Origin of the sequence: Pseudomonas sp. M47T1, assembly GCF_000263855.1 — a bacterium.
GTDB lineage: Bacteria > Pseudomonadota > Gammaproteobacteria > Pseudomonadales > Pseudomonadaceae > Aquipseudomonas.
Genome location: NZ_AJWX01000002.1, coordinates 243,528 through 257,198, shown reverse-complemented (window position 1 = coordinate 257,198; position 13,671 = coordinate 243,528). Strand labels below are relative to the sequence as shown.

Below are 13,671 nucleotides of genomic sequence, written 5' to 3'. Positions count from 1 at the left end.
GTTTTTTTCTCGACGAGTTAAAATTTTTTATACATTATGATGCCAGCAAAGCTTTTATTTTTTGTGCTATTTCGTCTGGATTGTCTTGCCACACAACATAAAGCTTGTCGCTCATCAAAAAATTATTATTGAGGATTTTTTCTTTATCTCCATGAATTAATGGCAGCAGTCGTTTGGTTCCACCAGAAATATCCCCATTGAGAACGGCGTTGATTTCCTTTTGCGGCCACGCTTTCACAACAGAGTTATCAGTCATTACTGCAATCACATATTGCGACTTAATAAGTGCTTTGTTGATTGTTTCGATAAGAGAATCACCCCACGCAATTTCCTTAGAGTCATAAAATGCATGAACACCAATTTTCGTAAGTGCTTCATACAACGGCTCCACAATGGCTGCTTTGTCTTCTGATGCATGACAGAGAAAAACATCGTACATTTTATATTCTTCCTTAATGGATTTTAAAAATTTAGGAGGGGTTTTATCATGCTCGGCCATTTTCAATATTAGTTTAACGTATGTTGGATCGTCTTTTCCTTTCACCATTGCGATAAAAGATAATCTACCATATATGTTATGCTTTAGTTTTCGCCCATCTTCCGTCAGCTCCACTTCGTCGGGATTAAGCTTTAGTATATCAATGAAATACTTACGCTCCGCCTCTTTTGGGTCTTGAATCCAGTGGTATATCGCGGTACGGACTTTGTTTTTATACTCAGCAGGAATGTTTACTTTTTTATTTGTTATTAGCCCTGTCACTTCCTGCCTATCATATTTTGATTGAAGCCGACTCTTTTTTTCATTTATTTCAAAGCTGGCCCTCGAAAAAATATTGGCTAAATCTTCCCCAATGATTGTTCGTCCGTCGCTAACATGAGCGATTTCTCGGGGAAAATTCCTTTTCGCGGAAAGTGTTATATCATCAGCGTATCTTGAATAAATAAGACGATGGCTTCTAACATGTTTTATAATTCGATTATCCAAAATACTGGCAACAATATTCGACACAACTGGAGAGGTTGCAGCACCTTGGGGAAGATAATTATTGAAACAGCAGATTTGAGCAATAACTGTCGCTACGTCCGGATGAATTTCGAAAGGCTTGGCGATGAAAACAGCACGAACCCTACCAAAATTAATTGAACCAAAAAAATCTTTAATATCTACGTTTAACACCCAGTTAGATTTTTTATGCAAAATGGCATTTTGAAGTATGCCCCTTCCTTTAATAAAACCCTGAACGCAAGGCTTGAACTCTAAATTCTCAGTCAAAAGCTCTGCCAACTTTTGCTGAACCACCCTCAATCCCTTTTGAGGTGAATCAATCTTACGAAGACCGCCACGTTTTTTGGGAATCTCAAAGGATTTATATTTTAGTTCATCTGCTCGCTTGTAGCAGATATAAAGAAGTTGTCCTTTTTTTACACCCAGAAGGTTGCAAAGAAGATCAAGAGAATCGAGCTTATGGATAGATCGACTTGGGGGATTCAGTAACTTCAAGGCAGCCTCCGGCCTGTACGCTACCGGAGTAAGAAGCGGCACCCCCCGCTATTTACCTTACGCCCCGCGAGACTCATAACATTGCGAATCGATAGTCTCAGCGTAACTCACAGTAGCATATGTCCTTACATTAACGATCATTGCAGTGGTAGCACTGCATAGTTAAAGCTTGGAGGGGTGCCCTCGCCCTTTATGCCCGAAAGGCAAACACATGGCAATAGGACATTAGGACAAAGAGAGAAAAGCCAAAATAGACAAGTGGCTCCCCGGGTGTACCCAGTCAACCACCGGCAGCCAAGCAGGCACACCAGACACCCTCCAATACGTCTCAACAGGTCCGGACGCACCTTCCCCGGCCGACACCCTTTCACAAACCATAGACGGCCACAGAGGGTAACGGCTGATGGACAGGGCGTTAACACTCATAACTCAATCGAAAAAGGACAGACGAAAAAAAACAGCGATTTATTCGCTGTGTTTTGCAAAACCTGCTGCAAACCACTGCTACAAATCGCTGTTTCTTAACCTTCGCAACTCATTGATTTACAAAGGTTTTTTAAATATGGCGGAGAGATAGGGATTTGAACCCTAGGTACTGTCGCCAGTACAACGGATTTCGAATCCGTCCCGTTCGGCCACTCCGGCATCTCTCCAGTGGCGCGCATGATACCAGCACTTTTTACAAAGGCGAAACCTTTTTTGAAAAAATTTGCGTGGTATCAAACGCTTGCGTTGGCTTGCCGACTTACAGCGGCACGCCCAGGCGCTTGGCGACTTCTTCGTAGGCTTCGATCACGTCACCCAGACCCTGGCGGAAGCGGTCCTTGTCCATTTTCTTCTTGGTGTCCTTGTCCCACAGGCGGCAGCCGTCGGGGCTGAATTCGTCGCCCAGGACGATCTGGCCGTGGAACACGCCGAATTCCAGCTTGAAGTCCACCAGCAGCAGGCCGGCGTCGTCGAAGAGCTTGTTCAGCACTTCGTTGACCTTCAGCGACAGCTTCTTCATTTCAGCCAGTTGCTCGGCGGTGCCCCAGCCGAACGCCACTACGTGGGATTCGTTGATGAACGGGTCGCCCTTGGCGTCGTCCTTCAGGAACAGTTCGAAGGTGTAAGGGTTGAGCTTCAAGCCTTCTTCCACGCCCAAGCGCTTGACCAGGCTGCCCGCGGCGTAGTTGCGCACTACGCACTCCACCGGAATCATGTCCAGCTTCTTCACCAGGCACTCGTTGTCGCCCAGCAGCTTGTCGAACTGGGTAGGAACACCCGCCTCTTCCAGCTTCTGCATGATGAAGGCGTTGAACTTGTTGTTCACCATGCCCTTGCGGTCCAGCTGTTCAATGCGCTTGCCGTCGAACGCCGACGTGTCGTTGCGAAACAGCAGGATCAGGCGATCGGCGTCGTCAGTCTTGTAAACCGACTTTGCTTTGCCACGGTAGAGTTCTTCACGTTTTTCCATGATGGGCTCCGCTTGCTAAGTAGATGGGCTAGGCGATAAGTCGCCAGTCGAGCCCTGCATCTTGATCGGCCAGTTGCAGCCAGTCCGGGTCGCACCCCAGGGTGTCGACGAAACATTGCCGGGCCAGCTGCGGCAGGTTGTTCTTGCTGCTCAGGTGGGCCAGCACCAGGTGTTGCAGATTTTGCCAGCCCAGCTCGGACACCAGGTTTGCGGCCTGGTGGTTGTTCAAATGGCCCAGGGAGCCGCCCACCCGCTGTTTCAGAAACATCGGGTAGTGCCCCCTGGCCAGCAGGTCGCGGCAGTGATTGGACTCGATCACCAGAGCATCGAGGTCCTGATAACTGTCCATCACGCGCCCGCAGTACGAGCCCAGGTCGGTCAGCACGCCCAGGCGCCGCTGACCATCACTGAACACATACTGGGTAGGCTCCAGCGCATCGTGCGCCACGCCCACCACGTTGATCTTGAGCACGCCGACGTCCAGCACGTCACCACAGGCCACGAAACCCGTGGGCTCCAGTGGCTTGCGCAGCGCGCGCAGGGTGCCGCGGCTCAGGTACACCGGGATATTGTAGCGCCGAGACAGCAAACCCACGCCATGCACGTGGTCGGCATGTTCGTGGGTAACCAGGATGGCGCTCAATTGTTCGGGGCGTACGCCCAGGCGGGCAAGCCGGCGTTCGGTTTCGCGCAGGGAAAACCCGCAGTCGACCAGGACATAGGTGTCCTGGTGAACCACCAGCGTGCCATTCCCTTGGCTCCCGCTACCGAGAATGGCGAAGCGCACTTAACCCAGGTTGTCCTGGATCACGCTCAACACGCGACGGGCCACATCGGCCGGTGCCACGGTGTTGATGTTCTTCTCGACGGTAACCTGAATGTTCTCACCCACCTTGCTCAGGCGAACCTGATAGCGCTCGGCGCGGGCTTCGATCTCTTCCTTGCTCGGCGCGCTGCCGAACAGGCGGCTGAAGAAGCCAGGCTCGTCATCCTTCTTGACGGGTTTTTCCGCCAGGTTGATGTAGTACAGGCCCAGGCTGCGGTTGATATCTTCAACCTTCCACTGGCCGTGATCCAGGGCGCGACCCACGCTGGACCAGGCGCGGTCCAGGTCGGTGCCCACATTCAGCACCGGGTTGCCGCTGCCGTCTTCGCTCAGGGCTACGCGGCTAGGGGCGTCGAAATCACGCGCAGCCAGCAGCGACACCGAACCACCCTTCTGGGCGCTGCGGGTCATGCTGGCGAGCATTTCGTCCACCAGGGCCACGTCGGTACCGGTGTTGCTCGGCATTTTCGGGAAATCAACGTCGCTGCTGCTGCCCGCCGGGCGGCCAACGGTGGTCACGTAAACTTCACTGGTGTTGCGCTGTACGCCAGGCTCGATACGCACACGCACGCGGGTTTCAGCGTCGCCATTGGCGGCCGAACCTTGCAAGCGCTTGGCCATGGACGCCGACAGCTCGTCATAGCGCTGCCAGGCAGTGGTGAACTCGCCGGTCTGCGGACGCTCGTCGGCAATGCGGAAGCCGTTGTCTTCAAAGAACTGGTGGGCCACCGGCCAGGTTTCGGCTGGTGGGTGCTCGGACAGGATCCAGTGAGCGTCGCCGTTCTTCTGCAAGGTGTAGTCGGTGGTTTCCTGGGAAGCCTGCAGCGGCAACGGGCGCGGTACTTCGTACTCGCCGGTGCGCTGGGCTTCGTCAGCCACGTTGCGCGGGATCGGCAGCAGCGGGTCCAGGCGCTTGTCCAGGGCTACGCCTGGCGGGGTCTGCATGGGCGCCGTCTGACGGGCTTCCAGGTAATCACTGCCACGGTCACGGAAGTAACCATTCTCGCCCCACAGCCAACTACAGCCGCTGGTGCTCGAAATCACCACGGCAAGGGCGGAAAGACCGACCAATCGCTTCATGCGTTGTACTTCCTCAAATTAGACCAGGACGCCTGTCTGGCGCAGGGCCTGACGCAGCGTTTCGTGATAGGGGGTGCTCAACCAGGTGAGCGGCAGGCGAATGCCCTCGGGCATCAGGCCCATTTCATGCAAAGCCCATTTCACGGGGATCGGGTTCGCTTCGAGGAACAGGTTCTTGTGCAGCGGCATGAGTTGTTCGTTGATGGCGCGGGCCTGGTCGGCCTCGCCACGCAGGGCGGCGGCGCACAGCTCGTGCATGGCGCGCGGTGCCACGTTGGCGGTGACCGAGATGTTGCCCTTGCCGCCCAGCAGGATCAGTTCGACGGCAGTCGGGTCATCGCCGGACAGCAGCAGGAAGTCGCTGGAGACGCCGGCCAGGATGTCCTTGGCGCGCTGCAGGTCGCCGGTAGCTTCCTTGATGCCGATGATGTTGCGCACGGTGGACAGGCGAATGACGGTCTCGGCCTTCATGTCGCAGGCGGTGCGGCCCGGCACGTTGTAGAGGATCTGCGGGATGTCCACGGCCTCGGCCACGTGCTTGAAGTGCTGGTACAGGCCTTCCTGGGTCGGCTTGTTGTAGTACGGGGTTACCAGCAGGCAGGCGTCGGCACCGGCGTCCTTGGCGTTGCGGGTCAGTTCGACCGCCTCGCGGGTGGAGTTGGCGCCCGTGCCGGCGATGACCGGAATGCGGCCAGCCACCTGTTTGACCACATGGCGAATCACTTCGATGTGCTCTTTGTAGTCCAGGGTCGCGGACTCGCCGGTAGTCCCCACTGCAACGATGGCGTCGGTGCCTTCTTGCAGGTGGAAGTCCACGAGTTTGCTCAGGCTGTCCCAGTCGAGACGACCCTCTGCATCCATGGGTGTGACCAGTGCCACCATACTGCCCGCAATCATGCAACCGCTCCTGCCGGAAAAAGAGAGCGGTAATGGTACTGGGGCCATGTGCCTTGCACAAGCGAAGTACCACGATGCGAGCATTCCCCTGAGCGACGCTTTTCGCTACCCTTCAGACTTTGATCGGTACCGGTGGGTGTGTTTGTCCGGTTTGCAACGTGCCAGAAGCACGGCAAACCCCTGTTCCTGAGCCGCCGATCCCCTGCCAACGGGCGTTTTGACGCCGTTGCCGGTACAGTGCCCCGGCATCTCGGGGTCACGCGGCCCAGCCACCATGTCCATTTTCGGTACCGACCGCTCATCGCTTTAGGAATGCTGCATGTCCACCCCCACAGTTCGCGAACAATTCCTTGTCATCAGTGCCCTTGGCCCTAACCCCATGGAGCTGACCAACGTCCTGTGCCGTGCCAGCCACGACAGCCGTTGCTCGGTCGTGACCTCGCGCCTTACCCGCCACGGCGAGTGCAGCGCGCTGGTACTGCAGGTTTCGGGTAACTGGGACGCCCTGGCCCGCCTGGAAACCAGCCTGGGCTCCCTGGCCAAGAAGCACGGTTTCACCGTCAACCTGGTGCGCAGCGCCACCCTGGAAACCCGCCCGCAGGCCCTGCCCTACGTGGCCTACGTCAGTTCCGTGTACCGTTCGGACATCATCAACGAACTGTGCCAGTTCTTCATCGACCACCAGGTGGAGCTGGAGAACCTGACCTGTGACACCTACCAGGCCCCGCAAACCGGCGGCACCATGCTCAACGCCACGTTCACCGTGACCCTGCCGGCCGGCGTGCAGATCAGCTGGCTGCGCGATCAGTTCCTGGACTTCGCCGACGCCCTGAACCTGGACGCGCTGATCGAGCCATGGCGCCCGACCAACCCAATCTGAGAAGGAACGCTCCCATGGCAGTTGAAATCGGCAAACCGGTCGCGGACTTCCAGGCCCCGGCCACCGGCGAACAGTCGGTCAGCCTGAGCGGCCTGAAAGGCAAGCAGGTAGTGATCTACTTCTACCCCAAGGACAGCACCCCGGGCTGCACCACCCAGGGCCAGGGCTTCCGCGACCAGCACGACGCCTTCAAGGCCGCCAACACCGAAGTGTTCGGCGTGTCCCGTGACGGCATCAAGTCCCATGAGAACTTCAAGGCCAAGCAGGCGTTCAGCTTCGACCTGATCAGCGACAAGGACGAGGCCCTGTGCCAACTGTTCGACGTGATCAAGCTGAAGAAGCTGTATGGCAAGGAATACATGGGCGTGGATCGCAGCACCTTCCTGATCGACAAGGACGGTGTGCTGCGCCAGGAATGGCGCGGGGTGAAGGTGCCTGGGCATGTAGATGCGGTGCTGGTGGCGGCGCAGGCTTTGAATAAGGGCTGATTGCGTTATGGCGGCCAGGGGTTCGCCTGTGTTTTTTTGGTGTTCATGAGATCGCGCAGCGCCGCGCGGGCGGCGCTCGATCTCAAGGCCGCTGCAAGCCCAAGACATGCGCCCAGCCGCCATAACGCGATCCCCTCAAAGAATCGGCGCCACCTGCGGCTCATTCCTCGGCCACGCATCCAGCACAGCCTTGAACAGGGTGGCCAGCGGGATCGCGAAAAAAATCCCCCAGAACCCCCACAGCCCGCCAAACAGCAGCACCGCGCAGATGATCGCTACCGGGTGCAGGTTCACCGCGCCGGCAAACAATAGCGGCACCAGCACGTTGCCATCCAGGGTCTGGATGATGCCGTACACCGCCATCAGATAGATGAACTGGTCGCCCCAGCCCCACTGGAACAGGGCAATCAGAGTAACCGGTACCGTCACCACCACTGCGCCCACGTAGGGCACCACCACCGACAGGCCCACCAGCAGCGCCAGCAGGGCGGCGTAGTTGAGGCCCAGAGCGACGAAGGCTATGTAAGTGGCCACGCCACAGATGATGATCTCGATCACCTTGCCGCGGATGTAGTTGGCGATCTGGCGGTTCATTTCCTGGCCCACCCGGGTGATCAGCGCCCGCTCGCGCGGCAGGTAGCCCTTGACCCAGCGGGCGATCATGGCCCGATCCTTGAGAAAGAAGAACACCAGGATCGGCACCAGCACGAAGTAAATCATGATGTTGACCAGCAGCGGCAGGCTCGACAGCGAAAAGGTCAACGCCCACTGGCCGAACTTGCCGATTTCACCGCGCGCCGCCTCGATGGCCTGCAGCACTTGCTCGTCCGACACCAGGTGCGGGTAGCGCTCGGGCAACAGCAACAGCAGCGACTGCCACTTGCCCAGCATGCCTGGCAATTCGTTGAACAGGGTGATCAACTGATGCCAGAGCAGCGGCACCAACACCAGCATGAAAACCGCCAGCGCCCCCATGAACAGCGCGAACACCAGTCCCACAGCCATGCCCGAGGGTACTCGCAGGCGCTCCAGGCCACTGACCAACCCCTGCATCAGGAACGCCAGGACCATGCCCGCCAACACCGGCGCCAGCATGCCGCCCAGGGTCAGTACGGCCGTGAAGGCCAGCACCAGCAACACCGTGAGCACTACCGCTTCTTCGTCCGAGAAGTAACGCTGTATCCAGTCGCGAAGCACTTTGAACATCAGTTTTCCTTGTTATGAAAAGCGGGCACGCACGCCGCTCAGGCCTTCTTCAGCCAGTAGGTGTAGACACCATCCAGTACAGTTTCGTGTAACAGCTGATGACCTGCCAATCGGGCGAAGGTCTGAAAATCACGCTGCGATCCAGCATCGGTGGCAATCACCTTGAGCACCGCCCCGGCGCTTAGCCGGTTGAGCTCCATCTTGGCCTTGAGCAATGGCAATGGGCAATTGAGACCGCTGGCATCGAGCTCGGCGTCGCACTGTACAGCGTTGGACATGGGCTTTTTTCTCCTGGGCACGGCGGGCCTGCGGGCGAGCCGCCTAGAATACCTCAAGCGTCGGCCCCTCTGGTCGTCTGCTGATGACCCGGCTACAGTAAGGTCTTTCTCGACTCAGAGCCCAGTGCATGTCTTTATTGCGCCCCACCCTGTTGACGCTTGCCTGCCTGCTGGCACTGCCTGTTCACGCTGACGACCTGCCGTCACTGGGCGACGCCAGCTCGGCCATTGTCTCGCCCCAACAGGAACATGACCTGGGCCGCGCCTGGCTGGGCATGTTGCGCAGCCAGGTTGGCCAGTTGTCCGACCCGCAGCTCAAGGATTACGTCGAGAGCACGGTGTATCGCCTGGCCGAAAGCAGCCAGTTGCAAGACCACCGCCTGGAATTCATCCTCATCGACAGCAAGGAACTCAACGCCTTTGCAGCCCCGGGCGGCATTGTCGGGGTCAACGGCGGGCTGTTCCTGAACGCCGACACCGAAGGCCAGTACGCCGGCGTAATGGCTCACGAACTGTCTCACTTGTCACAGCGCCACTTCGCCCGCGGCGTGGAAGAACAGAAACGCATGCAGATGCCGGTGATGGCCGCGTTGCTGGCCGGCATCGTGCTGGCCGCCACAGGCGGCGGTGAAGCCGGCATCGCCACCATCATGGGCAGTCAGGCCGCCGCCATTCAGTCACAACGGGCGTTTTCCCGCGAAAACGAAGCCGAGGCCGACCGCATTGGCCTGATTACCCTGCAACGGGCCGGCTACGACCCACGCAGCATGCCGGACATGTTCGAAAAATTGGCGCGCCAGTATCGCTTCGACGCCAAGCCACCGGAATTCCTGCTGACCCACCCGGTGACCGAGGCGCGTATCGCCGATACCCGCAACCGTGCCGAGCAATTTCCCCACGGCGGCATCGAGGACAGCCTGCGCTTTCAACTGATCAAGAAACGCGTGGAGCTGATTTACGAAGACACCCCCGGCATGGCCGCCAAGCGCTTCCGTGCCTTGCTGGACGAAAACCCGAAATCGGACCCCGCCCGCTACGGCCTGGCCATTGCCCAGATCAAGGCCAGCCAGTTCAACGAGGCCTGGGGAAACCTCAAGCCGCTGCTGGCCAAGGCGCCCAACGAGATCATCTACAACATGGCCGCGGTCAGCCTGGACATGGCCAACAACAAGCTCGCCGATGCCCAGTCGCGGGTTGACCGCCTGCTGGCGCTGTACCCTGACAATTACCCGCTCAACCAGGTGCGAGTCGACCTGCTGATCAAGCAGAACCGCACCGCCGACGCCGAGAAATCCCTGGAAGACCTGCTCAAATCGCGCCCCAATGACCCGGACGTGTGGAACCAGGTGGCCGATACCCGTGGCGCCAACGGCAACATCATCGGGCTGCACCAGGCCCGCGCCGAATACTTCGCCCTGGAAGGCGACTTCCGCCAGGCCCAGCAGCAGCTGGACTTCGCCAAGCGCCGCGCGGCCAACAACTTCCAACTGGCGTCGCGTATCGATGCACGGCAAAAAGACCTGGCCGAGCAGGAGCGCATGGTCAAGGAACTGATGCGCGGCTGACCGCATTGTGGACGCTGGCTTGCCAGCTACCACAATCAGCTATACTTTTTTCCCGCCAGGAAAGGAGTTAGCAACGCCAACGGTTTTTTTCGTTGCACGTTCGACAAATTTTTCACCATGGGCGGGCAGCGTCTAAGCTTCAGGCAGGTACGATGAATTTACCTGACTGGGCTGACGACTATGGGCGCATTGTGGCAGACAGAACCCACCAGGACTGCGGTACCCACCGACAGTCCGGCTGAACCCCAGCCCCCGAAAAACCCGCGCCAGCGGCATTTGTGGCGCCGCCTGTTCTGGCTGCTGGTGCTGATAGCCCTAGTGGCCCTGGCCTATGCCATGCGCGCCGAAATGCGCACCTCCAAGCTGCAATCGCGCGAATTCAGCCGCTACGCCAAAGACCTTACCTACACCCTGGAACCGGGCCCCAGCGACTCCATCGCCTACCCTGGCGAAGGCCCGTTCGACAAGCGTCTGGGTTACAGCGACCTGGGCCAGTTTCTGCCGCGCCTGATCAAGCGCGACTACTCCATCAAGGAGCAGACCCGCTTCTCGCCGTCACTGATGGCCTACTACGATCGCGGCCTGTTCATCCCCTATTCCGAGAAGATCCAGGCCGGGCTGTCCATCACCGACTGCCGCGCCGATGTGCTTTATCAGTTCCATTATCCGCAACAGCTGTATGCACGTTTCCAGGACATCCCGCCAGTGATGGTCAACAGCCTGCTGTTCGTGGAAAACCGCAGCCTGCTGGACAACCGCGAGCCGCTGCTCAACCCTGCCGTGGACTGGCCACGCTTCGGCAAGGCGGCCTACACCCAGATAGCGAAAGTGTTCTCGTTGCCTGGCCAGTCGGCGGGCGGCAGTACCCTGGCCACACAGCTGGAGAAGTACCGCCACTCGCCCGATGGCCTGACCGTGTCGGGCGGCGAGAAAATCCGCCAAATGATTTCTGCCAGCGTGCGCGCGTATCAGGATGGCCCGCAGACCCTGGAGGCACGCCAGCGCATCGTGCGTGATTACCTCAACAGCGTGCCCCTGTCCGCCGTGCCCGGCCACGGCGAAGTGCACGGCATGGCCGAGGGCCTGCGAGTGTGGTACGGCGCCGACTTCCAGCGGGTGAACCAGGTGCTGGCGTCCAGCGACAACACCCCCAAGGTACTGGCCGAACGCGGCCTGGCCCTGCGCGAAGTGCTGTCGCTGATGATCGCCCAGCGCCGCCCCTCGCACTTCCTCTCCAAGGGCCACGACGAACTGGCACAACTGACCGACAGCCACATTCGCCTGCTGGCCGCCAACAGCGTCATCACCAAGCCGCTGGCCAATGCCGCGCTAGCCAGCAAGGTGAGCTACCGCGACTGGGTACTGGAGCCGACTATCCAGCCAATCGAGACCAACAAGGGCATCAGCGTGGCCCGTACCCGCCTGTCCACCCTGCTCAACCGGCCGCTCTATGACCTGGACCGGTTGGACCTGTCCGCCACCAGCACGTTGCAAAATGACCTGCAAGTGAAGGTTAGCGACTACCTCAAGCATCTGGCGGACCCTGTTTTCGCCCAGCAACTGGGGCTGATTGGCGAGCACCTGCTCACCCCCGCCAGCACCCCCGAGGTCAAATACAGCTTTACCCTGATGGAGCGCACCGCAGACGGCTCGCGCGTACGGGTACAAACCGACAACACCGACCAGCCGTTCGACATTAACGAAGGCAGCAAGCTGGAACTGGGCTCCACCGCCAAGATGCGCGTGCTGACCAGTTACCTGGAAATCATCAGCGAACTGCACGACCGCTTCGCCGGCCAGGCACCCGTCGACCTGAAGAAAGTCGACGTCAACGAACAGGACCGCCTGACTCGCTGGGCCGTTGACTACATGATCCAGAACAAGGACCAGGGCCTCAAGCCCATGCTCGACGCGGCACTGGAGCGCAAATATTCGGCCAGCCCCGGCGAAAGCTTCTTCACCGGCGGCGGCATGCACACCTTCAAAAACTTCCGCAACGAAGACAACGGGCGCATCCCCACCCTCAAGGAAGCCCTGCGCGAATCCATCAACCTGCCCTTCATCCGGCTGATGCGCGACATCGTGCGCTACACCACCTACAACGGGCCCAACAACAGCGCCGAGTTGCTCAAGGACGACGGCGACCCGCGTCGCCAGGAATACTTGGCACGTTTCGCCGACAAGGAAGGCAGTGATTTCCTGCTGCGCTTCTACAAGCGCTACCAGAACAAGAGCACTCAGGAACGCCTGGACACCTTCCTCGACGGCCTGCACCCCACCGCCTCGCACTTGGCGGCCGTGCACCGCTACCTATACCCCACCGCCAGCGAAGCCACCTTCACCACGTTCGTGCGCTCGCACCTGGGCAAAGGCGAAACCGTCACCGAAAAACGCCTGGGCGAATACTACGACAGCTATGGCCCCGGCCACTGGGACCTGCCCGACCAAGGCTACATCGCCCGGGTTCACCCGCTGGACCTGTGGCTGGTGGGCTACCTGATGCAGCACCCCGACGCCAAGTTCAGCGAAGCGGTGACCGCCAGCCATTTCGAGCGCCAGGAAGTCTACGGCTGGCTGTTCAAAAGCCGGCACAAGAGCGCCCGTGACAGCCGCATCCGCACCATGCTGGAAATCGAGGCGTTCCTGGATATCCATCGGCGCTGGTCGCGCCTGGGCTACCCCTTCGACCACTTGGTGCCGTCCCTGGCCACCGCCATCGGCAGTTCTGGCGACCGCCCCGCGGCCCTGGCCGAGTTGATCGGCATCATCCAGAACGATGGCATACGCCTGCCGGTGCTGCGTATCGACAGCCTGCACTTTGCCCAGGGCACGCCTTACGAAACCGAAGTGATCGCCGCCCCCGACAAGGCTCGCCGGGTGCTCAAGCCGGAAATTGCCCAGGCCATGCGCGAAGCCCTGTCGCAAGTGGTGGATGCTGGCACCGCGCGACGCGTGTCTGGCAGCTTCAAGACCGCCGACGGCACTGCGCTGGTGATGGGTGGCAAGACCGGCACCGGTGACAACCGCATAGAGAGCTTTGGCGCCCGCGGCCGGGTGCTGGGCTCCAAGGCCATCAACCGCACCGCCACCTTCGTGTTCTACATTGGCCAGAACCACTTCGGCACCCTCACCGCCTTCGTGCCTGGCCGTGCGGCAGAAGGTTTCCGTTTCACCTCGGCGTTGCCGGTGCAGGTGCTCAAGGGCATGGCGCCGATGCTGACGCCCTACGTGCAGCCTGGGGCCCTCACCCAGTGCAAGGTGCCCACCCCGACCACCACCGCCGCCCGCTGATGCAACACTGTCTTTGTGGGAGCGGGTTCTACCCGCGAAGCATGCACCGCGATGTATCAGGCACTACGCGGTGCGCCCTTCGCGGGTAGGACCCGCTCCCCCACAAACGGGCCGGGCGATCTAGCGACCGAGCCAGATGAGAACCATTCGTCTTTTCTGCTTGCAATTATCTAAAGATATATCTTAAGGTATATCTTACGTAA

11 protein-coding genes and 1 tRNA gene are annotated in these 13,671 nt (G+C 59.1%); 4 read left to right on the top strand and 8 right to left on the bottom strand.

What is annotated here, in order from left to right:
* Positions 1-34: 34 nt before the first annotated feature.
* The 6 genes from PMM47T1_RS28815 to dapA form a co-directional block, all read right to left on the bottom strand.
* On the bottom strand, positions 35-1,501 hold the full coding sequence (locus tag PMM47T1_RS28815; RefSeq protein WP_177323356.1) for a TIR domain-containing anti-phage reverse transcriptase: 1,467 nt from the start codon (positions 1,499-1,501) through the stop codon (positions 35-37).
* A 563-nt stretch (positions 1,502-2,064) separates the two neighbouring features.
* Positions 2,065-2,154: transfer RNA gene (locus PMM47T1_RS03105), tRNA-Ser, on the bottom strand.
* Between the two features lie 92 nt (positions 2,155-2,246).
* Positions 2,247-2,957, bottom strand: a complete 711-nt coding sequence (gene purC, locus PMM47T1_RS03100) for a phosphoribosylaminoimidazolesuccinocarboxamide synthase (RefSeq protein ID WP_008365688.1) — start codon at positions 2,955-2,957, stop codon at positions 2,247-2,249.
* Between the two features lie 28 nt (positions 2,958-2,985).
* Entirely contained in the window at positions 2,986-3,744 is a 759-nt protein-coding gene (locus PMM47T1_RS03095) for an MBL fold metallo-hydrolase (RefSeq protein ID WP_008365686.1), read from the bottom strand.
* On the bottom strand, positions 3,745-4,863 hold the full coding sequence (bamC, locus tag PMM47T1_RS03090) for an outer membrane protein assembly factor BamC (protein WP_008365684.1): 1,119 nt from the start codon (positions 4,861-4,863) through the stop codon (positions 3,745-3,747).
* An 18-nt stretch (positions 4,864-4,881) separates the two neighbouring features.
* Entirely contained in the window at positions 4,882-5,760 is an 879-nt protein-coding gene (gene dapA, locus PMM47T1_RS03085; RefSeq protein ID WP_008365682.1) for a 4-hydroxy-tetrahydrodipicolinate synthase, read from the bottom strand.
* A gap of 319 nt (positions 5,761-6,079) precedes the next feature.
* Here dapA and PMM47T1_RS03080 point away from each other — a divergent pair, with 319 nt between their 5' ends.
* Both PMM47T1_RS03080 and PMM47T1_RS03075 read left to right on the top strand, forming a co-directional pair.
* Positions 6,080-6,640, top strand: a complete 561-nt coding sequence (locus PMM47T1_RS03080; RefSeq protein WP_008365680.1) for a glycine cleavage system protein R — start codon at positions 6,080-6,082, stop codon at positions 6,638-6,640.
* 14 nt (positions 6,641-6,654) lie between these two features.
* Complete coding sequence (locus tag PMM47T1_RS03075) at positions 6,655-7,128, top strand: peroxiredoxin (protein ID WP_008365679.1); 474 nt, start codon at positions 6,655-6,657, stop codon at positions 7,126-7,128.
* A 135-nt stretch (positions 7,129-7,263) separates the two neighbouring features.
* Here the strand turns inward: PMM47T1_RS03075 and PMM47T1_RS03070 are convergent, their stop codons facing one another.
* Positions 7,264-8,334, bottom strand: coding sequence for an AI-2E family transporter (locus PMM47T1_RS03070; protein ID WP_008365677.1), 1,071 nt, complete (start codon positions 8,332-8,334; stop codon positions 7,264-7,266).
* Positions 8,335-8,372: 38 nt separating this feature from the next.
* Positions 8,373-8,612 (bottom strand): sulfurtransferase TusA family protein, encoded by a 240-nt coding sequence (locus PMM47T1_RS03065; protein ID WP_008365675.1) that lies wholly within the window; start codon positions 8,610-8,612, stop codon positions 8,373-8,375.
* 128 nt (positions 8,613-8,740) lie between these two features.
* On the opposite strand from PMM47T1_RS03065, the gene PMM47T1_RS03060 reads away from it, so the two are divergent.
* Both PMM47T1_RS03060 and PMM47T1_RS03055 read left to right on the top strand, forming a co-directional pair.
* Positions 8,741-10,177: a M48 family metalloprotease gene (locus PMM47T1_RS03060; RefSeq protein ID WP_008365673.1), complete on the top strand. Its 1,437-nt coding sequence runs from the start codon at positions 8,741-8,743 to the stop codon at positions 10,175-10,177.
* Between the two features lie 180 nt (positions 10,178-10,357).
* Positions 10,358-13,468: a transglycosylase domain-containing protein gene (locus PMM47T1_RS03055; RefSeq protein WP_043300645.1), complete on the top strand. Its 3,111-nt coding sequence runs from the start codon at positions 10,358-10,360 to the stop codon at positions 13,466-13,468.
* Positions 13,469-13,671 lie beyond the last annotated feature (203 nt).

Bases quoted from the DNA above. Each gene is read 5' to 3' on its own strand.
- dapA (WP_008365682.1), bottom strand. From the start codon at position 5,760: ATGATTGCGGGCAGTATGGTGGCACTGGTCACACCCATGGATGCAGAG.
- purC (WP_008365688.1), bottom strand. From the start codon at position 2,957: ATGGAAAAACGTGAAGAACTCTACCGTGGCAAAGCAAAGTCGGTTTAC.
- PMM47T1_RS03075 (WP_008365679.1), top strand. From the start codon at position 6,655: ATGGCAGTTGAAATCGGCAAACCGGTCGCGGACTTCCAGGCCCCGGCC.
- PMM47T1_RS03080 (WP_008365680.1), top strand. From the start codon at position 6,080: ATGTCCACCCCCACAGTTCGCGAACAATTCCTTGTCATCAGTGCCCTT.
- PMM47T1_RS03070 (WP_008365677.1), bottom strand. From the start codon at position 8,334: ATGTTCAAAGTGCTTCGCGACTGGATACAGCGTTACTTCTCGGACGAA.
- PMM47T1_RS03060 (WP_008365673.1), top strand. From the start codon at position 8,741: ATGTCTTTATTGCGCCCCACCCTGTTGACGCTTGCCTGCCTGCTGGCA.
- PMM47T1_RS03065 (WP_008365675.1), bottom strand. From the start codon at position 8,612: ATGTCCAACGCTGTACAGTGCGACGCCGAGCTCGATGCCAGCGGTCTC.
- PMM47T1_RS03055 (WP_043300645.1), top strand. From the start codon at position 10,358: ATGGGCGCATTGTGGCAGACAGAACCCACCAGGACTGCGGTACCCACC.
- bamC (WP_008365684.1), bottom strand. From the start codon at position 4,863: ATGAAGCGATTGGTCGGTCTTTCCGCCCTTGCCGTGGTGATTTCGAGC.